Below are 24,346 nucleotides of genomic sequence, written 5' to 3' on the forward strand. Positions count from 1 at the left end.
CAAATATAGGGTCATGGCCGCCCAAACGGCCAAAGGCTGATCAAGATACACAGCCGACCGGGCCCACACAAGCCGCCGAAAGTCGGAGAAACCTGCGTCAATAAGACGCCAAAAAGCCAGTAGGCCAAGGCGCAACCCGCTAATGAAGTACCGCCTGAGCAGGGTAGCCAATCCCTACGGATCGGCCAGTTGCCGTGATTCGCCCCTGCCCTGGAGTGTCAGCCAGTATTGCGCAAGCCCGCCGCGATTCCGGCCACACAGACCAGCAGCGCCTGTTCCAGCGGGCTTCCCTGGGGCGCTTGCGCACGCCGGGAGCGGGCCAGCAGTTCGGCCTGTAATAGATGCAACGGGTCCAGATAGGTATTGCGCAAGCGGATGAATTCCAGGGTGTCCGGGCTATGGGCCAGCAGTTGCGACTGCCCGGTCAAGCCCAGCACCACACTGCACGCCTGCGACAATAGGTCGCGTAAATGCACCCCCAATGGCAGCAGATCCGGCTCGACCAGCCGCTCGTCATACAGCCTGGCGATATCGGCATCGGTTTTGGCCAGGACCATTTCCAACATATCGATGCGCGTGCGGAAGAACGGCCAGCGCCCGCGCATCTCTTGCAACTGCGCACCCTCACCACGCGCCAGCGCCTTGCTCAAGGCCGCCTCCCAGCCCAGCCAGGCCGGCAGCATTAGGCGCGTCTGGGTCCAGCCGAAAATCCACGGAATCGCCCGCAGGCTTTCAATCCCGCCAGCCCGGCGCTTGGCCGGTCGGCTGCCCAGCGGCAGCCGGCCCAGTTCCTGCTCCGGCGTCGACTGGCGGAAGTATTCGACAAACTGCGGATTCTCGCGCACCACCGCGCGGTAGGCATTCACGCCATCGGCGGCCAGCTTGTCCATTACCTCGCGCCAGGCCGGCTCCGGTGGGGGTGGCGGCAACAAGGTCGCTTCCAGTACCGCGGCCAGATAGAGGTTGAGGTTCTGCTCGGCGATATCCGGCAGGCCGAACTTGAAGCGGATCATCTCGCCCTGTTCGGTGGTCCGGAAACGTCCCGCCACCGACCCCGGCGGCTGCGACAGGATCGCCGCATGGGCCGGGCCGCCGCCCCGGCCGACCGTGCCGCCGCGACCATGGAACAGTAACAGTTCGACCTGCTGCTCCCGGCAGATCTCCACCAGTTGCTCCTGGGCCCGGTACTGGGCCCAGGCCGCCGCCGTGGTACCGGCATCCTTGGCCGAGTCGGAATAGCCGATCATCACTTCCTGCGGGCCTTGCAGACGCGCGCGATAACCGGGCAACAGCAACAGGCGCTGGATCACCGGCCCGGCGTTGTCCAGATCGGCCAGGGTCTCGAACAGCGGCACCACCCGCATCGGCCGCAACACCCCGGACTCCTTGAGCAGCAACTGCACCGCCAGCACATCGGAGGCCGCCCCGGCCATGGAGATCACATAGGAACCCAGCGAGGCAGCCGGCGCACCGGCAATTTCCCGGCAGGTGGCCAGGACCTCGGCCGTGTCCGCTGCGGGTTTGAAGTGGCTTGGCAACAGGGGGCGACGATTGTTCAGCTCGGTCATCAGGAAACTCAGCCGCGTCTCCTCGTCCCACTCTTCATAGCGCCCCAGGCCCAGGTAGTCGGTGATTTCGGTCATCGCCGCGCTATGCCGGGACGCGTCCTGACGAACGTCCAGGCGTACCAGGAACAGGCCGAAGGTCGCCGCCCGGCGCAGGCAATCGAGCAATGGGCCATTGGCAATCACGCCCATGCCGCACTCATGCAGCGAGTTGTAGCAAAGCTGCAGCGGTTCGAGCAGCTCGCGGTTGTGCTGCAACAGATCCGCCGGCATCGGCACGTTGCCTTTCAGCGCGGCCTGGGCCCAGCTACGCGTGGAACGCAGACGGTCACGCAACTGCTTGAGCAGGCTGCGATAAGGCTCACTGCTATCACCCACCCGCGCCTGCAGCTCGGCATTGGCTTGCTGCATCGACAACTCGGCCGCCAGGTGCTCGACATCGCGCAGATACAGGTCCGCCGCCATCCAGCGCGCCAGCAGCAGCACCTCGCGGGTCACCGCCGCCGTGACATTGGGGTTGCCATCGCGATCGCCGCCCATCCAGGACGCAAAGCGGATCGGCGCGGCTTCCAGGGGCAAGTGCAATCCGGTGGCCGCATGCAGGGCCTGGTCGGCCTTGCGCAGGTAATGGGGAATGGCGTGCCAGAGCGAATGCTCGATAACGGCAAAGCCCCACTTGGCTTCGTCCACCGGCGTCGGCCGCACGCGGCGGATCTCTTCGGTGTGCCACGCCTCGGCGATCAACCGCTGTAACCGTTGCTGGATCTCGTCCCGCTCGGCGCGGGTCAGGTCCCGGTGGTCTTGGGCAGCCAGTTGCGCGGCAATCGCATCGTATTTCTGGATCAGCGTACGGCGGGCCACCTCGGTCGGATGAGCGGTCAGCACCAGCTCGATTTCCAGCCGGCCAAGCTGACGGGCCAGCGCCTCGGCCCCATGCCCTTCGGCCAGCAGCCGAGCCAGCAGTTCGGGCAAGACCCGGGCCTCGAACGGTGCCGGCTGAGAATCATCGCGGCGATGAATCAGTTGGTACTGCTCGGCGATGTTGGCCAGATTGAGAAACTGATTGAACGCTCGCGCCACTGGCAGCAGTTCGTCTTCGCGCAGTTGATCGAGGCTGGCGCCCAGGGCCTCGCCTACCGAACCACCCCGATCAGCCTTGGCACCGTGGCGGATGCGTTCAATCTTGTCGAGGAACTCAGCGCCATGCTGATCCCGGATGGTATTGCCCAATAGCTCGCCCAGCAGGTGGACGTCCTCTCGCAAACGCAGATCGATATCGCTCATCAGCCACTTCTCCAGCGGACTCTTGAAGACATGCAAAGCCCAAGAGTGCCCCACCGCGCCGCGGACTTACAAGATCGCCGTGAACCTGCGGCATCGGGTCTAGTCTCTAGTTAAGCCATTGCCATGGCTGATCACTCACCTGTGCCTGCCCCCGCAGGCAACAACCGAGGTTGCTATGAAAATCCGCGAACTCGCCCAGCAGTGGGAAGAAACCGCCAAAGGGCCCCTGACACCGACCGGCTACGCCATTCACCTGGATATGGAAGCGGCTGCCCGGCTGGCCGCCATTGCCGAGATGTACCCCAAGCGCACCCCCGAAGAACTGCTCGGGGAACTGCTGGGCGCGGCACTGGAGGAGTTGGAAGCCAGCTTCCCCTACATCCGGGGTCAGCAGGTGATCGCCACGGATGAAGAAGGCGATCCACTCTACGAAGATGTCGGCCCCACCCCACGCTTCCTCGCTCTGTCACGGCGTTATCTGCACGACCTGAGCGCTTCGACAGATAAGCCAAAACACTGATCAACGCCCCCTGCACTCACTCCCAGACACCTGTCCCCGGCCGTTAGAAAGCCGGGGATACCCCTGTACACAGGCAAAAGTTCCGTAAAAAAATCACTGTCCAAGGTGTCAGGTTTTTTTCCAGGCATCTGGCCATCTTTGCTGAACTATTCAAAAAAGCCTCGGGTCACAGCCAGTAGCCATCGCTGGAACAGCCGTTTCATAAGTGCTCTTGAAGCCTGCAAGACCAGGGTGGATGACAAAGTTATCAGGCGTACCCAATGGAGTTGAAGACCATGAAGATCAGCACTGCCACATCCTCGTTCAAACCGCTGCGCAGCCTCAAGCTCGCCACACTGGCCCTAGGCAGCAGCCTCGTTCTGGCCGGGTGTGCCGGCAACCCGCCGAGCGAGCAGTACGCGGTGACCCAATCGGCGGTCAACAGCGCGGTCAGCGCTGGTGGCACCGAGTTCGCCGCAGTGGAAATGAAGTCTGCTCAGGACAAGCTCAAACAAGCCGAACTGGCCATGCATGACAAAAAGTACGACGAAGCCCGGCGCCTGGCCGAACAGGCCGAATGGGACGCCCGCGTCGCCGAACGCAAAGCCCAGGCGGCCAAGGCCGAAAAAGCCGTACAGGACGCCAAACAGGGCGTTCAGGAACTGCGTCAGGAAGGCATGCGCAACGTGCAATAAGCACCCGGCTACCTCCCTCTGCTACCCGTTACGCGATCTAAAGGACGAATTATTATGCGCAAACAATTGATGATCCCTGCCCTCCTCGCCCTGAGCGTTGGCCTGGCGGCCTGCTCTTCGCAACCGAACGTCAATCTGGAGCAGGCACGGACCAATTACGCCGGCCTGCAGGCCAATCCGCAGGCCAGCAAGGTCGCGGCCCTGGAGACCAAGGACGCCAGCGACTGGCTGGACAAGGCTGACCGGGCCTACCAGGAACGCGAAGACGAGAAGAAAGTCGACCAGTTGGCCTACCTGACCAACCAGCGCGTCGAAGTGGCCAAGCAGACCATTGCGCTGCGCACCGCCGAAGCCGAGCTCAAAACCTCCGCCGCCCAGCGCGCCCAGGCCCGTCTGGACGCCCGCGACGCGCAGATCACACAGTTGCAGAACAGCCTCAACGCCAAGCAGACCGAGCGCGGCACCCTGGTGACCTTCGGTGATGTGCTGTTCGCCACCAACAAAGCCGACCTGAAGTCCAGCGGCCTGGTCAATATCAACAAACTGGCGCAGTTCCTTCAGGAAAACCCCGACCGTAAAGTGATTGTCGAGGGCTACACCGACAGCACCGGCTCGGACGCCTACAACCTGACCCTGTCCGAACGTCGTGCTGGCTCTGTAAAAATGGCGCTGATCAAGATGGGCGTCGACCCCACTCGTATCGTGACCCAGGGCTATGGCAAAGAGTATCCAGTGGCCGATAACGGCAGCGTTTCGGGCCGGGCAATGAACCGTCGGGTGGAAGTGACCATCTCCAACGACAATCAGCCGGTCGCACCACGTTCGTCGATGAGTCGCAACTGATCGTGCGCTGAGCCACAAAAAAACCGCCCTCGGGCGGTTTTTTCATGGAGGCTCAAGCCACCTTACTGCTGCAGCAACTGCGGGGTTTCCTGGCCCATGCAACGCACGGCCTGTTTCTTCTTGTTGACCAGCACGCCGGTCAGGCCTTTCTGCTCGGTATCGAACATCACCAGCACGCCATCGATGCACTGCGCGACTTCAGTGGCCGGGGTCAGGGAGATCTTGTAGTCCTCGCCCGGTACGGTCTTGAGCATGGTGAAGTCGCTCAGCAACAGCGCGTCTTCAGGCTTGGCGAAATGCAGATAACCGTAGTACCAGAGGCAGGCCACGGTACCAATGATGCTGCAGATACCGGTGATGATCAGGGGGATGGCGTTGCGTTCTTCACTCATTGCGTTCTCTCGGGCTCAACTTTGGAATTCGTGGGTACAGGGTAATTCGGGATCTCGCCCAGGCGGCGCAGGCCATTAAAGTGCTGCGGGTCGTCGAGGTAGCTCAACATCACCTGGCGCCAAGTCGGATCAGCGAACGTCTGTACATGACCACCGCGCGTCAGTTGCAGCACCCGGGGTGGCGGCGCAGCTTGATACACCAGGATGCCGTTGGAAAGAGGCACGATTGGATCATCAAGGCTGTGGAAGATCAATTTCGGCACGCCCGTCAACGCCGGCAGCGCGTGGATCGCACTGTCAGCGTCCGGCACCAGCCAGGACAACGGCACCTGGAACGGCCAGGTCAGCCAGGAGGTACTCAACGCGTAACGGCCGACCTCACGGTAGCTGGCCGGCACGCCGTCGAGTACCAGGGCCTGCAGGCGAGCCTGGGCCTCGGGGTGGTCGGCCAGGTAACGAATCGCCAGCGCCCCGCCGAGGCTCTGGCCCAAGACCACCAACGGCTTGCCCTGCACTTCGGGGGCGTTTTGCAGCCAAGCAAACGCCGCGTCGATATCCTCGAAGACCTCCGGCAGGCTTGGTGTCCCCTCCGACAGGCCATAACCGCGATAGTCGAGCAGCAGCACCTGGTAGCCCTGCTCCGGCAACCACCAACTGCCGCCCAGATGCCCCGCCAGATTGCCGCCATTGCCATGCAAGTGCAGCACCGTCCCCTTGACGGCCACCCCGGCCTTGGCCGGCAACCACCAGGCATGCAGCCGCGTGCCATCGGCGGCCGTCAGGCTGATATCGCGATACGGCAAATGGGCGGCCTGGGGCGTGAAGGGCTGGCCTGGCTCGGGATAGAACAGCAACGAACTGCAGCCGGCCAGGGCCAGCAGCAGCGCGAGAACTCCGAAAAACCTGATTGGCACATGGCCCCCTGTGAAATTCACCTGATACCGCCAGTTGCGTCCGCACGCAGAGTGCTGGTCTATCCTCCAAACGCTACGCAGCGGACGTCGCCCGGCGGTAGCGGCCGCGGATGGACCCCTCAGAGAATATTCGAGTAGTCCGCTTCGATCCGGTCCAGGCTCAGGTGATTGAGGAAGTTGGAGAAGCACATCCAGGCCGACAGGGCGTTCATATCGCGAAACTGCTCGGGCAGGTATTTCGGTGCCACCACCAGCCCTTCGTCTACCAACTGGCGCAAGGTCCGCATATCTTCCAGCGTGGTCTTGCCGCAAAACAGCAGGGGCACCTGCTCCAGCTTGCCCTTGCGCACGGCCAGCTGAATATAGTTGTAAACCATGATAAAGCCCTTGAGGTAGGACAAGTCCTTGGTAAAGGGCAGTCCATTGGGCACCGAACCGCGGAAAACCCGGCTGGCGTTGCCATAGCTTTCGGCCATCTCGAAGCCCTGCTCACGGAAGAACTCATAGACCTGGAGGAAGTCCGCGCCCTCCTCGACCATATGGATCGCCCGGGTACGGTTGGTCAGTTTGCGCAGGCGGCTGGGGTACGACGCAAAAGCAATGACTTCCATCAGGATCGCCAGGCCTTCCTGGGTCACGGTCGACGAGGGCGGGCCCTTGGACAGGAAAGTGCAGATCGGTTGGTTCAGCCCGTTGAGCGTGGTGCCGACGTGCACCAGCCCTTCATGGACTTCCAGGGCGCGCACATCGCGCTCGTTGAACATCGCGTCGGCGCGGATCTTGATGTAGTCGGCACCGGCTGCGGCATCAGCGACGATACCGTCGGACTCGAACACCCGAATGGTTTCCTCGGCCTCGCCAAACACCTTGTTCAGGCGCCCCTGCAGCAGGCTAACGGCATCCTTGGCGGTCAACGTCTTGGCTTCGTCCTTGAGGTCGCCACGGCCATCGATATTGTTCAGGTAGTCGGAAAGCATCAGGCCCAGGTCGGACAGGGTCGGATCACCCGCATGGAAGGCATCGGACGCAGCGCCATAGAGCTCCTGGGAGATCAACCCGAAATCCTCGGTGCCACGCGCCTCGAGCATGCGCACCACCATCCGGTACTCCTTACACATGCGCCGCATGATCTGCCCGACCGGGTTGAACTGACCCAACTGGCGAGTGATATCGCGCTCGATATTCTGGAACTCCAGCTTCACCGCGCTGGAGTCAAAGGACAGCGGTCGCCCGGCGTAGTAGGCGCGGTCCACCGCCGGCATCTCCCGGCCCTTGCCCTTGAGGAAGCCGCGCCGGATCGAATCGTCCCACTTCACCGCATCCAGCACCCGGATTGGCGCCTGCGCCAGTACGATGCGATCGGACAGGCTGCGTATCGTCTGCTGGTACTCGTCCACGGGTGGCTCCTTGCGAATCTATCGGGGTTTACTGGCCGGCGCGCTGATAGCGGGCCGCTTCGACAAACACATCGGAGTTCGCCGGGTCGTCGAGGTAGGCAAACACCTGCTTCTGTTCGCTGGTGACCAGCAGGCCTTCGCCTTCCTGGGTTTCGACCGTTTCCCAGCTCAGTGCGGCGGCGCCCTGGGCCTGGCGCAACTGATCCATATCCAGGTTGTAGACCACCAGTTCGTGCTTGTCGGTCAGCTCAAAGCCGGCCAGGGTAAAATGCCCGCCGAATTTTTCCGGCACCGGCGCCGAGAGGTACCAGCGACTGCCATGGCGGGCCACGCTGAACAGGTACTCGTCACGCTGGCCAGGCTTGCCTTTGGGGTAGCTGATGGCGCGGTAGCGATTGCTCCCGGCAGGCTTGATCTCAAGGTTCAGCGACTCGCCCCAGGCATCCTTGCTGGTCCATTTGCCGAGCAGGGCTGCGGGTGCCGCCTGATCGGCGGGCAACGGCTGCTTGAAGGTCACCAGGCAACCGCTCAACAGTAAAAACGACAACACCATGGCAACGCGCCAACCTTTCATTCGACACTCCTAGACAGAAGCCGCTCGCGCTTACACAGCCGCCAGCACCAGATGCATACACCGCGTGAGAATAGCCAGAATCTCTTGCTCGGCCAGCGGTTGCGCGCTGTCCAGCAGGCCCTGATATTCCATCCGCCCGATCATGGCCGTCAACACCTTGGCATCGTGCTCGGGCGCCCTGGAGCCCAGGACCTGAAAGATCTGACAGGTGCCGCGCAAGAGGATTTCCTGATGCGCCCGCACCAGCACCGCCAGACGCGGGTTCAGCAGGGCTTCCTGATGAAAGGCCTGTTCGGCCATCAGGTGCTCGCGGCGACCGACCAGCTGGCGCTTGACGTAGTCGGCCGCCATGCGGCCGATCTCGTCGGCCAACTGCGCCCGCGACTCGGCGCTGCCATCGCCGCGGGCCATCAGCTCGCGCAGCAAACCTTCGGTGTTCTCCCACAGTTTGGCCATGTAAGCCGCGCTGCGCTCGACGTATTGGGCAAAGGTATCGGTGAGCAGATCATCGATATCCTTGAAATAGTAGGTGGTGGCCGACAGCGGCACGCCGGCTTCTGCCGCCACCGCACGGTGACGCACGCCGCGTACGCCCTCACGCACGACAATGCGCATGGCGGCGTCGAGAATCGCCTGACGGCGCTGCTCACTGCCTTGCCGGCTCGCCTTGCGCCCCTGGTATTGCACACTCTGGGCCACCGCCGTGGCGATCCCCGCCGCGCCCTGGGGCGCTATTGCACAGTTCACGAGCAGACCTCTTCAGTTGCCAGGAAAACCACAGCTTCGCGCCGTCTGCGGCGCGCAATAAAAAGCCGCCTGAATGAGGCGGCTTGTTATTCAACGCGATTACGCCTCGGGGCGCATGTGCGGGAACAGGATCACATCGCGGATCGACGCGGAGTCGGTCAGCAGCATCACCAGGCGGTCGATACCGATGCCTTCGCCGGCGGTCGGCGGCATGCCGTACTCCAGGGCACGGACGAAATCGGCGTCGTAATGCATGGCTTCGTCATCGCCCGCATCCTTGTCGGCCACCTGGGCCTGGAAGCGTTCGGCCTGGTCCTGGGCATCGTTGAGCTCGGAATAGGCGTTGGCGATTTCACGGCCACCGATAAACAGCTCGAAGCGATCGGTAACATTCGGGTTTTCATCGTTGCGACGAGCCAGCGGCGACACTTCGAACGGGTACTGGGTAATGAAGTGCGGCTGCTCCAGCTTGTGCTCGACCAGCTCTTCGAAAATCATCACCTGCAGCTTACCCAAGCCTTCGAAGCCGAGGACCTTGGCGCCGGCCTGCTTGGCGATGGCACGGGCCTTGTCGATGTCCTGCAGGTCGGCAGCGGTAATTTCTGGGTTGTACTTGAGGATCGAGTCGAACACCGACAGGCGCACGAACGGCTCGCCGAAGTGGAAGACCTTGCCCTGGTAAGGCACGTCGGTGCTGCCCAGCACCAACTGCGCCAGCTCACGGAACAGTTCCTCGGTGAGGTCCATGTTGTCTTCGTAGTCGGCATAGGCCTGGTAGAACTCGAGCATGGTGAACTCGGGGTTGTGCCGGGTCGAAACGCCTTCGTTACGGAAGTTGCGGTTGATCTCGAACACACGCTCGAAGCCACCGACCACCAGACGCTTGAGGTACAGCTCCGGCGCGATGCGCAGGTACATGTCCATGTCCAGGGCATTGTGGTGGGTTTCAAACGGCTTGGCTGCGGCACCGCCAGGAATGGTCTGCAACATCGGCGTTTCGACTTCGAGGAAGTCGCGCTTCATCAGGAAGCTGCGGATATGGGCGATGACCTGCGAGCGCACGCGGAAGGTCTTGCGCACGTCTTCGTTGACGATCAGGTCGACATAGCGCTGGCGATAACGCGCCTCAGTGTCGGTCAGGCCGTGGTGCTTGTCGGGCAGCGGACGCAGGGACTTGGTCAGCAGGCGGACCTGGGTCATTTCAACGTACAGGTCGCCCTTGCCGGAACGGGCCAGGGTGCCTTCGGCGGCAATGATGTCGCCCAGGTCCCAGGTTTTCACGGCCGCCAGGGTTTCTTCCGGCAGGGTCTTGCGGTTGACGTAGACCTGGATGCGCCCGGACATGTCCTGGATCACCATGAACGAACCACGGTTGAGCATGATGCGACCCGCAACCTTGACCGGAATCTCGGCTGCTTCCAGCTCTTCCTTGGTCTTGTCCGCGTACCGCTTCTGCAAATCTTCGCAGTAACTGTCGCGACGGAAGTCGTTGGGGAAGGCCTGGCCTTTGGCACGCTCGGCGGCAAGCTTTTCCTTGCGCAGGGCGATCAGGGCGTTTTCTTCCTGTTGCAGGGCTTGCGGATCGAGTTGTTGGTCGCTCATGTCTTTAAATTTTCCATCACTGATTCGTTGCCCCCACCTGACGGCAGGGGGGCGCGGCGGCTGTGCTACCGCGAGGCCTACAGGCCTTGCTTGAGGCTGGCGATCAGGTATTCGTCGATGTCGCCATCGAGCACCTTGTCGCAGTCGCTGCGTTCGATATTGGTGCGCAGGTCCTTGATACGCGAGGCATCGAGAACGTACGAACGGATCTGGTGACCCCAGCCGATATCCGACTTGGTTTCTTCCAGGGCCTGGGACGCGGCGTTGCGCTTCTGCACTTCCTGTTCGTACAAACGGGCCCGCAGCATTTTCATCGCGGTGTCTTTGTTCGCATGCTGGGAACGTTCGTTCTGGCAGCTAACCACGGTGTTGGTCGGTACGTGGGTAATCCGTACGGCCGAGTCGGTGGTGTTAACGTGCTGACCACCGGCCCCGGAGGAACGGTAGGTGTCGATGCGCAGGTCCGACGGGTTGATATCGATTTCGATGTTGTCATCGATTTCCGGGGAAACGAACACCGCCGAGAACGAGGTGTGACGGCGGTTACCGGAGTCATATGGGCTCTTGCGGACCAGACGGTGCACACCGATTTCAGTACGCAACCAGCCAAAGGCGTATTCACCCTTGATATGCACGGTCGCGCCCTTGATCCCGGCGACTTCGCCGGCGGACAGCTCCATGATGGTCGCGTCGAAACCGCGCTTGTCGGCCCAGCGCAGGTACATGCGCAGCAGGATATTGGCCCAGTCCTGGGCTTCGGTGCCGCCGGAACCGGCCTGGATATCCAGGTAGGCGTTGTTGGCATCCATCTCGCCACTGAACATCCGGCGAAATTCAAGTTTCTCCAGGGCTTCGCGCAGGCGCTCCACTTCCAGGGAAACGTCGTCGACGGCGCCCTGGTCTTCTTCCTCGGCGGCCATCAACAGCAGGTCTTTGGCATCGGCCAGACCGCTGGACATCTCATCGAGGGTTTCGACGATCTGTGCCAGCAGCGAACGCTCGCGGCCCAGATTCTGCGCGTACTCGGGGTTGTTCCAGACACTCGGATCTTCAAGCTCGCGATTGACTTCGGTCAGACGCTCATGCTTTTGATCGTAGTCAAAGATACCCCCGAATAGTTTCGGAGCGCTCGGACAGGTCCTTGATGCTGTTAAGGATCGGGTTGATTTCCATGGCGGGCAGCACTCGTTGGCGAACTTTTGAAAGCCGGCGAGTATAACGCACTCATGTCCTCACGGCAGCCCGCCCGACGGCCTGAGTGCGCAAAAGCTCCAGGCTGGCCTGGCCACCCAACCCACGCGGTTCTCGGGGGGCTATTCGATCCCGACCTGGTTACGCCCGTTGTTCTTGGCCATATACAGGCCCTTGTCAGCCGCCAGGATCAGTTGCCGGCAGTTACTGCCCGGCTCCGGCGTCATGGTCGATAGGCCGATACTGACGCTCAGGATCGAGCCTTCAGCGGGGAAAACATGGGGAATGCGCATGCCGGCGACCGTCTGGCGCAGCTTCTCCGCCACCAGCCGCGCCCCACCCGGCGAGGTATTGGGCAACACCAGGGCGAACTCTTCACCGCCATAGCGGGCCGGCAGATCCGACGGACGGCTGCTGGCTTCGCGAATGGCCGTGGCCACTTTGCGCAGGGCTTCATCGCCCTCCAGGTGACCAAAGTTGTCGTTGTAGGACTTGAAGTAGTCGACATCGATCATCAGGAGCGAGATTTGCGCCTGCTCCCGCATGGCTCGGCGCCATTCCAGCTCCATGTACTCGTCGAAATGCCGGCGGTTGGACAGCCCGGTCAACCCGTCCGAGTTCATCAGCCGTTGCAGGACCAGGTTGGTATCGAGCAACTGCTGCTGGCTCACCCGCAACGCGCGGTAGGCGGCATCGCGCTGCAGCAGGGTCATGTAGGAACGCGAGTGATAGCGGATCCGCGCCACCAGTTCGATATTGTCCGGTAGCTTGACCAGGTAGTCGTTGGCCCCGGCAGCAAAGGCCGCACTCTTGATCAGCGGGTCTTCCTTGGTCGAAAGCACGATGATCGGAATGTTCTGGGTCGCCGGGTGGTTGCGGTACTCGCGCACCAGCGTCAGGCCATCGAGCCCCGGCATCACCAGGTCCTGGAGGATCACCGTCGGCTTGATACGCATCGCCTGGGCAATGGCCTGGTGCGGATCGGCGCAGAAGTGAAAATCTATATTCACCTCATTGGCCAGGCCGCGACGTACGGCCTCACCGATCATGGCCTGGTCGTCGACCAGCAGCACCATCGCGGCGTTCTCGTCCACGGTTTTGATGTCTTCGAGCGAAATCTCATTCATGCGCGGTCACCTGAATCTGTTCTTTCAAGCCAGTGCAGCGGGTTTTGTCAGTCATTTGGCAAACATCTCCAGCAACCTTGGCGCAATCTTGTCCAGTGGACGAACTTCGCAAGCCGCATCGATCGCGGCCGCTGCCTTGGGCATACCGTAAACCGCGCTGCTCTGCTGATCCTGGGCGATGGTCAGAAAACCCTGCTGACGCATCAGTTTCAGGCCCTGGGCGCCATCGCGGCCCATGCCAGTCAATAGCACGCCCACCGCATCGCCATTCCAGTAGTGGGCGACGCTCTCGAAAAACACATCGATCGAGGGGCGATAGATCTCATTCACCGGCTCGGCGGTATAGGCCAGGGTGCCATCCTTGAGCAGACGAATATGATGATTGGTGCCGGCCAGCAGCACGGTGCCGCTTTGTGGCTGCTCACCCGCACGGGCCAGGCGCACCTTGAGCCCGGAGGCACTGCTCAGCCATTCGGCCATGCCCGTGGCAAAGACCTGGTCGACATGCTGGACCAGCACAATGGCCGCTGGAAAGTTCACCGGCAGCCCCTTGAGCAGTATTTCCAGCGCCGCCGGGCCGCCTGCCGAAGAACCAATCGCCACCAGCCCCTGGCGCGGGCCGGACTCGCGCACAGGCGCGGTAACGCTGCGTACGGGGCTGCCGCGCTGGCCGATCAGCCAGCCAATATTGAGGATTTTGCGCAGCAGCGGCGCAGCCGCTTCCTGGGCATTGCCGCCCCCCAGCGCCGGGGTATCGACCACATCCAGCGCACCGTAGCCCATGGCCTCGAAGACCCGATGCACGTTTTGCTCACGGTCGACGGTCACGATCACGATGGCGCACGGTGTTTCGGCCATGATCCGTCGGGTCGCCTCGACGCCGTCCATCAACGGCATAATCAGGTCCATCAGAATCAAGTCCGGGGTCAATTCCGCGCACCGCGCCACCGCCTCGGCGCCATTGCCCGCGACCCAGACCACCTCATGCGCTGGCTCGAACGCCAGCGCCCGGCGCAGCGCCTCGACGGCCATGGGCATGTCGTTGACAATAGCGATCCTCATTGGGCTCCCCCGATCAGTTCCACCACGGCGTCCAGCAAGGCATCGTCGTGGAAACTGGCTTTGGCTAGATAATAGTCAGCGCCAGCGTCCAGGCCACGACGGCGATCTTCTTCGCGGTCCTTGTAGGACACCACCATAACCGGCAACGACTGCAAGCGATTGTCCCGACGCAATAAAGTCACCAATTCAATACCGTCCATCCGCGGCATATCGATATCGGTGATCAGCAGGTCGAAATCTTCGGCGCGCAAGGCGTTCCAGCCGTCCATGCCATCGACCGCGACTGCCACATCATAGCCACGGTTGAGCAACAGCTTGCGTTGCAGTTCGCGCACGGTGAGCGAATCGTCGACCACCAGGATCCGCTTGCGCGCCAGGGCACTGGCCTGGCGCTGACGACGGTCGATGCGCTCCAGGCGGCCGGTATTGAGCAGCTTGTCGACCGAGCGCAGCATGTCTTCCACGTCAATGATCAGCACCGCCGAACCATCGTCGAGCAAGGCGCCGGCGGAAATATCCTGGACCTTGCCCAGACGGGGATCGAGGGGCAGCACCACCAACGTGCGCTCGCCGATAAAGCGTTCCACCGCCACCCCGTAGACCGCCTCGCGCTCGCGGATAACCACGACCTTGACCGTCTCATCGTTGCTCTGCGCCGCCGGACGCTGCAATAACTGGTTGGCCGCGACCAGCCCGACATGCCGGCCTTCGTGCCAGAAGTGCTGCCGCCCTTCGAGCTGGACAATGTCGTCCGGCTCCAGGTCGCACATGCGTTCGATATGCGCCAGCGGAAAGGCGTAGGCCTCGCCACCGACTTCCACCACCAGGCTGCGCACCACCGACAGCGTCAGCGGCACCTCCAGATGGAAGCGGCTGCCCTGCCCGGCCTGCTGCTCCAGCACAATGGCACCGCGCAACTGGCGAACCATATGCTGCACGGCATCGAGCCCGACGCCCCGGCCCGACACTTCGGTGACGGTATCGCGCAGGCTGAAGCCGGGCAGGAACAGGAAGGTCAGCAGCTCTTCTTCGCTCAATTGCTCGACCGTTTCCGCTGTGGACAGTTGGCGCTCGACAATGCTGCGACGCAGGCGTTGCAGGTCGACGCCGCCGCCATCGTCACTGAGTTCTAACACCAGCAGCCCGGCCTGATGCGAAGCGCGCAGACGAATCGTGCCCTCCTCCGGCTTGCCGGCCAGGCGCCGCTGCTCAGGTGTTTCAATGCCATGGTCGACAGCGTTGCGCAGCAGGTGGGTCAGGGGCGCTTCGAGCTTTTCCAGGACATCCCGGTCGACCTGGGTTTTCTCGCCCTCGACGTCCAGGCGCACATGCTTGCCCAGGCTACGCCCCAGGTCACGGACCATGCGCACCTGGCCGCCCAGCACGTCGGCAAAGGGCCGCATGCGACAGGCCAGCGCCGTGTCATAGAGGGTCTGGGCCCGCTGGCCGGCCTGCCAGGCGAACTCATCCAGATCGCCGGTGCTTTCGATCAGCAGTTGCTGGGACTCGGCCAACAAACGCCGGGCCTCATTGAGTGCTTCCTGGGCCTCCAGCCCCAGGTCGGCCAGCTTTAGCTGGTCGTTGAGACTGTCGAGCGCCCGCAGGCTGCTGTTCTGCATACGCTTGAGGCGTTGCAGGCTGGCCAGGTAGGGTTTTAGGCGCTGGGTCTCGACCAGGGACTTGCTCGACAAGTCGAGCAGGCCATTCAGCCGTTCGGCCGTGACCCGCAGGACCCGCTCGCCCCCCTCGCTCACGCGGCGGTTGAGGGCATGCGCCGAATTCTCGCGCAGCGTCGAGGCCATTGCATCGGGCTCCACAAGCTCCGGCTCCGGCTCGGACTCAGGCTCCTCGACCGCCTCTGCTTCGCTGGCCGCTGGCACCACCGGCAGGCGCTCGGGCTCAAGCGTTGGCACCGCCACCTGTGGCGCCGACGGATCGAGTAGCCGCTGCATCAGGCTGACGTAGGCCTCGACATCCTGCGCCCCAATCATCTGCCCGGGCGAAGCAATCCGCAGCAGCAGGTCGGTGCCATGCAACAGGGCATCGATATGCTCGGGCTGCAGGTACAGGCGCCCCTCCTGGGCACTAACCAGGCAATCTTCCATCACGTGGGCCACGCTGACCCCAAAGTCGATGCCGACAATCCGCGCCGCGCCCTTGAGCGAGTGCGCGGCACGCATGCAGGCTTCCAACTGGTCGGCCTGGGTCGGGTTGCGCTCCAGCGCCAGCAAGCCGGCACTCAGGACTTGAGTCTGAGCCTCGGCTTCCAGGCTGAACAATTCGAGCAACGAGGCATCACGCATCTGGTCGGGGGTCATGCAAGGCTCCGGGTCACGGCCGACAACAACTCTTCTTCATCCAGCCAGCGCAGGCTACGGCCTTTCCATTGAAAAACGCCCAGGGTGTACCTGGCACTCGCCTGGGAACCGGAGGCGGACGCTGAGGCGAGGATCTGTTCGTCGATGGCGTGGATCCCGTCGACTTCATCCACCGGCACCACCACCGGGCCGCCGGCCGCCGCGACAATCAGCAGGCGCGGCACCACCCGCGCCGAGGCCGGCACGGTAACGCTGGTGTCGAGCCCGAGCAGCTCGGTCAGGGACAGGCAAGGCACCAGCGCGCCGCGCACATTCGCCACCCCCAGCAACGCCCGCGAGCGCTGGTGTGGCAGGGAATGGATCGACTGTTGCGGCGCCACTTCAACCAGACAGCGGGTCGCCAGCGCGAGCCACTCCTCGCCCAGGCGGAACATCAGCAGCGAACGGGTCACCAGGGTGCTCTGCGGCCCGGCGCTGATCGCCCCTTCGTAGTGCTCCTGCTGCAACGCATAACGGTCGAGCAGCCGCGTGGCGGCTTTCGAGTACACCGTGCAGTTGCGGCAATGGATATGGTCCGCCAGCAGCGGGCAGGACTTGTCGCCATGCACACCGATGCGGTTCCAGCAGTCGTCAATGGCCTCGGCGTCTGCCAGGGTCAGGTTTAGCGCTTCCAGACTCATGTTCCACGCTCGCTGTCAGCACTGCGTTCACGGCGCGCCCGCTCCTGCAAGCGCCTGGCCCCGGCCAGGTCGCCCTGGGAAGCCAGCAACGCGGCCAGGTGCGCCAGCGCTTCGGGGTGTTGCGGTTCCAGGTACAGGGCCTTGCGATAGTAACCCTGGGCTTCAAAGGTGCTACCGGCCACATCACTGAGCAAGCCCAGCCAGTAGAACACCTGGGCCACCGGCTCATACTGCTGTAGATAGCATTCGCACGCGGCCCGGGCCTCGGCGCTACGCCCTTCGTTGGCCAAGGTCGCGATCTGGCCGAGCAAGGTCGCCGCATCATCGGCCACCGGCGCCGCCACGGGCGACTTGACCCCTGCGCTGCTGCGCACCTTGCTTGTAAAAGGTCGAGGCCGGGCCACTGCCATTGCCGGCGTTCGCACCGGCAATGGCAGCGATTGCGGCTTGAACACCGGCAGCGGCTCGGGCGCAGGCTCCACATGCCGCTTGAAGGCAAACGACTGCGCCACTCCGATGGAGCGCATGCCCAGACGCGCCAACAGGTTGCCTTCGGCCGGGCCGATAAACAGGACCCCATCGTCGTGGGTCAGGCGCTTGAGCACCTCGAACACCTGCTTCTGCGTCGCCAGGTCGAAGTAGATCAGCAGGTTGCGGCAAAACACGAAATCGTAAGGCGGCTCACCCGCGAGCAGGCCAGGGTCCAGCAGGTTGCCGACACGCAGGCGTACCTGTTCACGCACCCGCTCCTGGAGCAGGTCGCCCGCTTCGGTGGCGGTGAAGTAGCGCTCGCGAAAGTCGGTGGGCTGGCCACGAAAGGAATTCTTGCCGTAGATCGCCCGCTTGGCCCGCGATATCGACAGTGGGCTGACATCAATTGCGTCAATCTTGAACTGGTGCGCCGCCAGGCCGGCGTCGAACAGGGCCATGGCCATCGAGTAGGGCTCTTCGCCGGTCGAACACGGCAGACTCAGCAGACGCAATGCCCGACCGCCCTTGAGCTCGCCCAGACGAGCCAGCGCCAGCCGGGCCAGGGTGGCGAAGGATTCGGGGTAGCGAAAAAACCAGGTTTCCGGAACCACCACCGCTTCGATCAGAGCCTGTTGCTCATCGGCCGAGCCTTGCAGTAACAGCCAGTACTGATCGCTGCCCTGCACCTGCAATTGGGTGCAGCGCTGGCGTATCGCCCGTTCGATAATCGCTTCGCCCACCGACGCGACATCCAGGCCGATCCGCGCCTTGAGAAAATCGATCACCCGCTGCTCGCTGCTCATGGCTGCACCTCGGGCGGCTGACCATCAGGAAACAGCAAGTCGCGCACCGAAGGGGCCAGCAGGTCATCGACCCGCAACCACTGCACCAGCCCCTGCTCGTCTTCGCGCACCGGCCCCAGATACGGCGCATCGCGGTTATCCAGGCCGTAGGGCTGAAAATCCTCCAGGGCACAGCGCAGGGTTTCGGTGGCCTGTTCCAGGATCAAGCCCAGCAGGTGTGGCGGCTGCCCGGCTCCCTCGCAGTAATGCACCAGCACCATCCGCGTGCTGGTGCGCACCGGGGCCGGCTGGCCAAAGGTCATGGCGCTGACGTCGATCACCGGGACCATCACGCCACGATGGGCGAACACCCCCGCAACCCAGACCGGCGCCCGGGCAATCGGCTTGAGCGGCAGACACGGCAAGACCTCGGCTACATCGCCGGCCTCCAGGGCATAGCGTTCCCCGCCAATGCGAAACAACAGGAACAAGCGATTCTTGTGCATCCTTTCCACGCCGCGCTCGAGCATCGCCCCACTCATCAGACTTTGAAACGCGAAACACCGCCACGCAGGCCGGCCGCGACCGAACTCAGTTCGTCGATGGCGAAACTGGCCTGGCGCAGGGATTCGACGGTCTGGCTGCTGGCATCACCCAACTGCACCAGCGCATGGTTGATCTGCTCGGCGCCGGTGGCCTGGGCCTGCATCCCCTCATTGACCATCAGCACTCGCGGCGCCAAAGCCTGGACCTGGTGAATGATCTGCGACAGCTGTTCGCCGACCTGCTGCACCTCGGACATGCCTCGGCGCACTTCTTCGGAGAACTTGTCCATGCCCATGACACCGGCCGAGACTGCCGACTGAATCTCGCGCACCATCTGCTCGATATCGTAGGTGGCGACGGCCGTCTGGTCCGCCAGGCGGCGCACCTCGGTGGCGACCACCGCAAAACCGCGGCCGTACTCACCGGCTTTTTCCGCCTCGATAGCGGCATTGAGTGACAGCAAGTTGGTCTGGTCGGCGACCTTGACGATGGTCACGACCACCTGATTGATGTTGCCAGCCTTCTCGTTGAGGATCGCCAGCTTGGCATTGACCAGGTCGGCCGCGCCCATCACCGAGTGCATGGTGTCTTCCATCCGTGCCAAGCCCTGCTGGCCGGAGCCCGCGAGTATCGAGGCCTGGTCGGCGGCCGAGGACACTTCGGTCATGGTCCGCACCAGGTCCCGGGACGTGGCGGCGATTTCCCGGGATGTCGCACCGATTTCCGTAGTCGTCGCGGCGGTTTCGGTGGCCGTGGCCTGCTGCTGCTTGGACGTGGCAGCGATCTCGGTGACCGACGTGGTGACCTGCACCGAAGAGCGCTGGGCCTGGGACACCAGGGACGTCAGCTCGGTCATCATGTCGTTGAAGCCGCTCTCGACCGCGCCGAACTCATCCTTGCGATCCAGGTTCAAGCGGCTGCTCAAGTCCCCGGTGCGCATGACTTCGAGAATTTCAACGATGCGCTGCATGGGCCCGGTGATCGCGCGCATCAACAACAGGCCACAAATGGCGGCGGCCAGCACGGCCAGCAGCAGGGAAACGCCCATGCTGATCTTGGCCTCAAACACCGCCCGGGCGATATCGTCGGTGGCCTCGGCCGAAGCATCACGATTGCGCTCGATCATGCCATTGAGGTGCTGGCGGCCGGCGGACCACGCCGGCGTCAGCTCCTTGTCGAGCAGATCGCGAGCCTGTTGATACTCCTTGCGCTGGTACAGGTCGAGCACACCGTTCAACGCCTGATTATAGGCCTGGTGCAAACGCTCGAATTCTTCAACAGCGTCCAGATCGACCTTTTCGAAAGCGGTTTCACGGTAACTGGCCAACTCGCGGTTCAGATGGTCTTCATAGCTCTTGTACAGGTCACGGTCGGCGCTTGTCAGGCCCCGTTCGTGAGATACCCCGGTGAGTTGCTGGGTCCGCACATAACTGTCGACCCAGGCACTGCGAATCATCGAACTGTAATACAGCCCCGGCACCGCATCGGCGCGGACTTTCTCTTCACTGGACTCGATCGCAAGCAAGCGGGAATACGCTGCGACCACCATCAGCAGCATAATTGCGATGATCACCGCAAAGCTGGCCAGTATCCGTTGGCGCAAAGTCCAGTTCTTCACAGTCAGTCCCCTAGGGCCATGTCAAATGGAAAGCAGTATAGCCGAGGGTGTGCCATCATTTACCCTCTATCTGTACTACGGCGAAACGCATTAAACCTTGACTAGCCCATGGCATTGAGGATGCCAGGTACTTTCCTTGACAGAGAAGGGAAAATGCCAGCGTCGCTCAGGAACAAATTGCCCGTATTTTGGCCACCTCCATGCGGCAATCGAACAGGGAATTCAGTTCATGACAGGTCCAAGCCTGCGCAGCCGCTTTGCCCTCCTGATCGCCATTCTGGTCAGCCTGTTGAGCTGGCTGCTGGGATCGCTGATCGCCCACGATTCCAGCACCCGGATGCGCAGTGAGATCGGCCAGGACCTGGCCGAAACCGCTTACCAGATGCTCGACCGACTGGACCGCGGGATAGCAACCCGCAGTCATATCATCCAGGTGCTCAGTCGCCTGCAGGAATTGCAAGGCGATAACGTGCGCCCCCTGCTCGACCATCTACACCAGGCCTTTCCCGAATTTGCCTGGATTGGCCTGAGCGACCTCCAGGGTCGGGTCAAGGCCGCCAGCGGCGGCCTCCTCGAAGGCACGAGCATTGCCCAGCGCCCGGTCTTTCTCAACGGCCGTGAGCATCTGTTTATCGGTGATGTGCATGACGCCGCGCTGCTGTCCAAGCTGCTGCCCAACCCTAGTGGCGAAACCCTGAAATTCCTCGATATCAGCATGCCTGTGTTCAATGCCCATCAGGAAAAGACCGGCGTGCTGGCCGCCCACCTGGCCTGGGAGTGGGCCCAGGATCTGCGCGAGGCGATGAAGCGGCCCGCCCAGAGCCGCCACACCGTGGAGTTTTTTGTACTCGACACTGAACGGCGGATCATCCTTGGACCACAGGAGCTGCTCGGCCAGCACTTGAACCTGCCACTGTTCGACAAGCTCAGTACGGAACAACCCCGCTGGGGCGTGCAGACCTGGCCCGACGGCAAGGACTACCTCAATGGCGTTGCCCTGAGCAGCGGCTACAAAGACTATCCCGGGCTGGGCTGGACCGTCGTGGCCCGACAATCGCTGGAAGAAGCCTACGCCCCAGCCGAAGAGCTGCGTCGGGATATTCTGATCTGGGGGATTATTTCCGCACTGATCGTCGCCTTTATCGGCTGGTTGCTGGCCAGTCACTTCACCCGGCCCCTGCGCCAGATTGCCCGGGCCGCCGACCGCCTGAGTGCTGGGCAGATCATTGAAATCCCGCAGATCGATGGCACCCGTGAAATCGCTCAACTGAGCCAGTCGATCCGCCATCTGGTGGAAAGCCTGAGTTCCCAGCAGACCGCGCTGGGCATGATGGAAAACCTGGCCCACCACGATCCACTGACCGGGCTGCCGAATCGCGCCGCCCTGGAGAAATACCTGCCACGGGCACAGCAGCGCAGTCAGTCGCAAAACAGCAGCCTGGCGCTGTTGTACCTGGACCTGGATGGGTTCAAGGCGATCAATGACCGCTTCGGCCATGCGGGCGGCGATCAGCTGTTGCGCGAGGTCGCCGACCGCCTGCGCCATGCCTTGCGCGACGGCGATATGGTTGCCCGGCTGGGCGGCGACGAGTTTCTGATGGTCTTGCAGGTGACCGGCCATGACAGCCTCAACCAGGCCCGTTTGATCGCCGGTCGGGTCCTCACCAGCCTGGCGCGCCCCATTGAGCTCGATGGCATCTCGGCCCATATCGGCTGCAGTATCGGCGGTGCGTTATGGCCTCAGGATGATTCGGAGTTGAGCGATGTACTGGGTCTGGCGGACCAGGCGCTGTATCGCGCCAAGCATGCAGGCAAAGGCCAGGCGCATTTCCACCTGGCCACCTGATCCCGCCTTTCTGCACAAATGCCTGCCGCGATGTTTATAAAGGGCCGCGGATCACATGAGTCGACCGGTGCATCACTGCCTGCCACCAGCACGGCGCAGGCTTTGTAGCTGCTCTGCACCGGGTAGACCGCACGCCAGGTGTAACTGTTTTTGTTGTAGAGCAAGTCGTTAATGCTGTGGGGGATATGACGGTCGCCATTGCGCTGGCGAGCCGCCTCCAACGCATGGATTGCCACACGCGTGGCCCGACCGCCCACGCTGTGGACATGGATGCTGAAACCCTCGGTATCGAGCGCACTGGCGTAGTTTTTGAAATCTTCGGCCTTATAGTCGTCCTCGATAAAGCAGCTGGCGGCGGTGATCCGCATTTTCAGCAGGCCCAACTGCTGCATCTTCACAAACTGCTCACGGATAAAGTCGTTGCTGCAGGCATCCTGGGGATAGATCTCGCCGTTGAGGTACACCGTGGGCTGGGGGTCTGGCTGCAACCGGACATTGCAGCGAGCAGGGCAAAGGAAGAAAGCGCCAAGTGTTGTTTTAATTTTAATCGCATATATCCTCCAGAATAATTACAGTAAATAGTGTAATTATTGCTTCTGCCAGCGTTGCTCAGAGGCGTCAATCCGCGAGGTTTGACACTACCCGGCAGGCCATGTGAAATGCAGTCCCCTGAACCATACGGCCGGCTACTGGATGACCTCGCAAGATTTGAGAATGCGCCGCGAGCCGGGGCAGCAACGCACCCAGGCGATCGTCAGGAAGGTCGAACAGACCACGCTGGCCTTGCTCAAGGAAGGCGGCATTACCCAACTCAATACCAATGCCATCGCCGAACGGTGTGGGATCGACATCAAGTCGCTCTACCGCTTTTTCCCGAACAAGGAAGCGATCGTCTACCGCCTGGCCCAGCAGTGGCTCGAAGAGATACGCCGACGCGTACAGGCCATCTACGCCAGCGACCTGGGCCTGATCGAAACCTGGAACGCGCTCGACGACATGGTCGACAGCATCGAGCAGGCGTTTTCCGGCTATGGCGCGCTATGGCAGGCCATGGATGTGATCCCGGCGCTGCATGGTCTGGAGCAGGAACACGAGGCGGTGCTGGTAGGCCATATCACGGCGTTACTCAGAAAACACGGCTGCCGCTGGCAGGAACGTGAACTCAACGAGCTGGGCCGGTACCTGTACCGGACCTGGGACGTGGTCAAGCAGGACAGCTTCGTGCAGGGTCAGGCCCGCGGCCTGATGTGGCGCACCCACAAGCAGTGGCAACACCGGCTACTGCTGTTGGCGGTCAAGAGCCAAGACGCCGCCGAGTTCGAGCAGGACCTGGCCCTCTGAAGGAGCAGGCCTGATGCATATCTGCGCACACCAGGCCTGCGGGCAGCGAGATCAGGACGTGGCGTTCGCCGCACCGCGCACCTGGTGTTCCAGCTCGGTCTTCAACCCCGGCGCCAGCTTCAACTGCTTGGCCAGTTCGTCCAGGTAGGCGCGCTCCATAAAGTGCTCTTCATCGACCAGCAGGACGCTGGCCAGATACATCTCCGCGGCCATTTCCGGCGTGCTCGCTGCCCGCGCCACTTCGGCCGGGTCCAGCGGTTTGTGCAGCTCGGCATGCAGCCAGTTGTGCAACTCCTGGTCGCGGCTCAGCTTGATGAATTCGCCCTCGATCAACAGCCTCTCACGTTCGTCCACATGGCCATCGGCCTTGGCGGCCGCGACCAGCGCCTTGAGGATCGCCTGGCTGTGTTCTTCGGCCTGAGCTGCCGGCAGACGGTCGACGGTCTGCGGCTCGCCGCGGGGCGCATTGGCCTGTTGCGCCTGCCAATTGCCGTAAGCCTTGTAGGCCAGTACGCCAAGTGCGGCGAGACCGCCATAGGTGGCGACCTTACCGCCGACCTTGCGCGCCTTTTTGCTACCCAGCAGCAAGCCCATGGCCCCGGCGGCCAGGGCGCCGCCGCCCGCGCCGGAGAGCAGGCTGCCGAGCCCGCCGGAACCGCCGAGCAGGCCACCCAGGGCGCCTTTGTCAGCGCCCTGAGCCTGACCGGGTTGAGCCCCCGCCTTGTTTTGCAACAATTGCTGGCCGGACTTCAGCAATTGATCGAGCAATCCACTGGTGTTCATCTGCAACCTCCCGCGAGTATGGGTTTCATCGATTCAAAGTGATGCCAGATTAGAGCGATGCAAGGGCGC

22 protein-coding genes are annotated in these 24,346 nt (G+C 62.6%); 6 read left to right on the top strand and 16 right to left on the bottom strand.

Annotated features, from left to right (window positions below; genetic code table 11):
- Positions 1-218: 218 nt before the first annotated feature.
- Complete coding sequence (gene ppc, locus NPS46_RS15265) at positions 219-2,849, bottom strand: phosphoenolpyruvate carboxylase (RefSeq protein WP_274108498.1); 2,631 nt, start codon at positions 2,847-2,849, stop codon at positions 219-221.
- A gap of 175 nt (positions 2,850-3,024) precedes the next feature.
- Here ppc and NPS46_RS15270 point away from each other — a divergent pair, with 175 nt between their 5' ends.
- The 3 genes from NPS46_RS15270 to NPS46_RS15280 all read left to right on the top strand — a co-directional run bounded on the left by NPS46_RS15270 (position 3,025) and on the right by NPS46_RS15280 (position 4,886).
- Positions 3,025-3,369 carry a pilin assembly protein gene (locus NPS46_RS15270; protein WP_274108499.1) on the top strand — a complete coding sequence of 115 codons (345 nt, stop codon included), beginning with the start codon at positions 3,025-3,027 and terminating at the stop codon, positions 3,367-3,369.
- Between the two features lie 275 nt (positions 3,370-3,644).
- Positions 3,645-4,043 carry a DUF4398 domain-containing protein gene (locus NPS46_RS15275; protein ID WP_274108500.1) on the top strand — a complete coding sequence of 133 codons (399 nt, stop codon included), beginning with the start codon at positions 3,645-3,647 and terminating at the stop codon, positions 4,041-4,043.
- Positions 4,044-4,097: 54 nt separating this feature from the next.
- Entirely contained in the window at positions 4,098-4,886 is a 789-nt protein-coding gene (locus NPS46_RS15280) for an OmpA family protein (protein WP_274108501.1), read from the top strand.
- A 62-nt stretch (positions 4,887-4,948) separates the two neighbouring features.
- Here NPS46_RS15280 and NPS46_RS15285 read toward each other — a convergent pair whose 3' ends face one another.
- The 14 genes from NPS46_RS15285 to NPS46_RS15350 form a co-directional block, all read right to left on the bottom strand.
- Complete coding sequence (locus tag NPS46_RS15285) at positions 4,949-5,278, bottom strand: hypothetical protein (RefSeq protein ID WP_274108502.1); 330 nt, start codon at positions 5,276-5,278, stop codon at positions 4,949-4,951.
- A complete protein-coding gene (locus NPS46_RS15290) occupies positions 5,275-6,186 on the bottom strand; it encodes an alpha/beta hydrolase (RefSeq protein WP_274108555.1) in 912 nt (303 codons plus the stop codon). The genes NPS46_RS15285 and NPS46_RS15290 overlap by 4 nt, the downstream gene beginning before the upstream one ends.
- A gap of 125 nt (positions 6,187-6,311) precedes the next feature.
- Entirely contained in the window at positions 6,312-7,589 is a 1,278-nt protein-coding gene (locus NPS46_RS15295) for a flavohemoglobin expression-modulating QEGLA motif protein (protein WP_274108503.1), read from the bottom strand.
- Positions 7,590-7,617: 28 nt separating this feature from the next.
- A complete protein-coding gene (locus NPS46_RS15300) occupies positions 7,618-8,163 on the bottom strand; it encodes a hypothetical protein (RefSeq protein WP_274108504.1) in 546 nt (181 codons plus the stop codon).
- A gap of 30 nt (positions 8,164-8,193) precedes the next feature.
- Complete coding sequence (locus NPS46_RS15305; protein ID WP_274108557.1) at positions 8,194-8,898, bottom strand: TetR/AcrR family transcriptional regulator; 705 nt, start codon at positions 8,896-8,898, stop codon at positions 8,194-8,196.
- Between the two features lie 111 nt (positions 8,899-9,009).
- Positions 9,010-10,512 (bottom strand): lysine--tRNA ligase, encoded by a 1,503-nt coding sequence (lysS, locus tag NPS46_RS15310; RefSeq protein ID WP_274108505.1) that lies wholly within the window; start codon positions 10,510-10,512, stop codon positions 9,010-9,012.
- 77 nt (positions 10,513-10,589) lie between these two features.
- A protein-coding gene (prfB, locus tag NPS46_RS15315) for a peptide chain release factor 2 (protein ID WP_274108506.1) occupies positions 10,590-11,685 on the bottom strand; the annotation gives its coding sequence in 2 pieces (ribosomal slippage) (positions 10,590-11,612 and positions 11,614-11,685; 1,095 coding nt in all).
- A gap of 140 nt (positions 11,686-11,825) precedes the next feature.
- The gene (locus NPS46_RS15320; RefSeq protein ID WP_274108507.1) at positions 11,826-12,830 is read right to left on the bottom strand and encodes a response regulator; all 1,005 of its coding nucleotides are present in this window, start codon (positions 12,828-12,830) and stop codon (positions 11,826-11,828) included.
- 51 nt (positions 12,831-12,881) lie between these two features.
- Positions 12,882-13,892, bottom strand: coding sequence for a chemotaxis response regulator protein-glutamate methylesterase (locus NPS46_RS15325; protein ID WP_274108508.1), 1,011 nt, complete (start codon positions 13,890-13,892; stop codon positions 12,882-12,884).
- A complete protein-coding gene (locus NPS46_RS15330; RefSeq protein ID WP_274108510.1) occupies positions 13,889-16,210 on the bottom strand; it encodes a hybrid sensor histidine kinase/response regulator in 2,322 nt (773 codons plus the stop codon). The genes NPS46_RS15325 and NPS46_RS15330 overlap by 4 nt, the downstream gene beginning before the upstream one ends.
- The gene (locus tag NPS46_RS15335) at positions 16,207-16,890 is read right to left on the bottom strand and encodes a chemotaxis protein CheW (RefSeq protein ID WP_274108511.1); all 684 of its coding nucleotides are present in this window, start codon (positions 16,888-16,890) and stop codon (positions 16,207-16,209) included. The genes NPS46_RS15330 and NPS46_RS15335 overlap by 4 nt, the downstream gene beginning before the upstream one ends.
- The gene (locus NPS46_RS15340) at positions 16,887-18,164 is read right to left on the bottom strand and encodes a CheR family methyltransferase (RefSeq protein WP_274108513.1); all 1,278 of its coding nucleotides are present in this window, start codon (positions 18,162-18,164) and stop codon (positions 16,887-16,889) included. The genes NPS46_RS15335 and NPS46_RS15340 overlap by 4 nt, the downstream gene beginning before the upstream one ends.
- Complete coding sequence (locus NPS46_RS15345) at positions 18,161-18,685, bottom strand: chemotaxis protein CheW (RefSeq protein ID WP_274108515.1); 525 nt, start codon at positions 18,683-18,685, stop codon at positions 18,161-18,163. The genes NPS46_RS15340 and NPS46_RS15345 overlap by 4 nt, the downstream gene beginning before the upstream one ends.
- On the bottom strand, positions 18,685-20,307 hold the full coding sequence (locus NPS46_RS15350; RefSeq protein ID WP_274108517.1) for a methyl-accepting chemotaxis protein: 1,623 nt from the start codon (positions 20,305-20,307) through the stop codon (positions 18,685-18,687). The genes NPS46_RS15345 and NPS46_RS15350 overlap by 1 nt, the downstream gene beginning before the upstream one ends.
- Positions 20,308-20,536: 229 nt before the next feature.
- Between NPS46_RS15350 and NPS46_RS15355 the strand changes: the two genes are divergently transcribed.
- The 3 genes from NPS46_RS15355 to NPS46_RS15365 all read left to right on the top strand — a co-directional run bounded on the left by NPS46_RS15355 (position 20,537) and on the right by NPS46_RS15365 (position 23,494).
- Positions 20,537-22,153, top strand: a complete 1,617-nt coding sequence (locus NPS46_RS15355; RefSeq protein ID WP_274108518.1) for a GGDEF domain-containing protein — start codon at positions 20,537-20,539, stop codon at positions 22,151-22,153.
- A gap of 185 nt (positions 22,154-22,338) precedes the next feature.
- Positions 22,339-22,722, top strand: coding sequence for a hypothetical protein (locus NPS46_RS15360; RefSeq protein WP_274108520.1), 384 nt, complete (start codon positions 22,339-22,341; stop codon positions 22,720-22,722).
- 145 nt (positions 22,723-22,867) lie between these two features.
- Positions 22,868-23,494 carry a TetR/AcrR family transcriptional regulator gene (locus NPS46_RS15365; protein WP_274108521.1) on the top strand — a complete coding sequence of 209 codons (627 nt, stop codon included), beginning with the start codon at positions 22,868-22,870 and terminating at the stop codon, positions 23,492-23,494.
- A 51-nt stretch (positions 23,495-23,545) separates the two neighbouring features.
- Here NPS46_RS15365 and NPS46_RS15370 read toward each other — a convergent pair whose 3' ends face one another.
- Positions 23,546-24,277, bottom strand: coding sequence for a tellurite resistance TerB family protein (locus NPS46_RS15370; protein ID WP_274108523.1), 732 nt, complete (start codon positions 24,275-24,277; stop codon positions 23,546-23,548).
- Positions 24,278-24,346 lie beyond the last annotated feature (69 nt).

The organism is Pseudomonas putida (assembly GCF_028682395.1).
GTDB classification, from domain to species: domain Bacteria; phylum Pseudomonadota; class Gammaproteobacteria; order Pseudomonadales; family Pseudomonadaceae; genus Aquipseudomonas; species Aquipseudomonas putida_AB.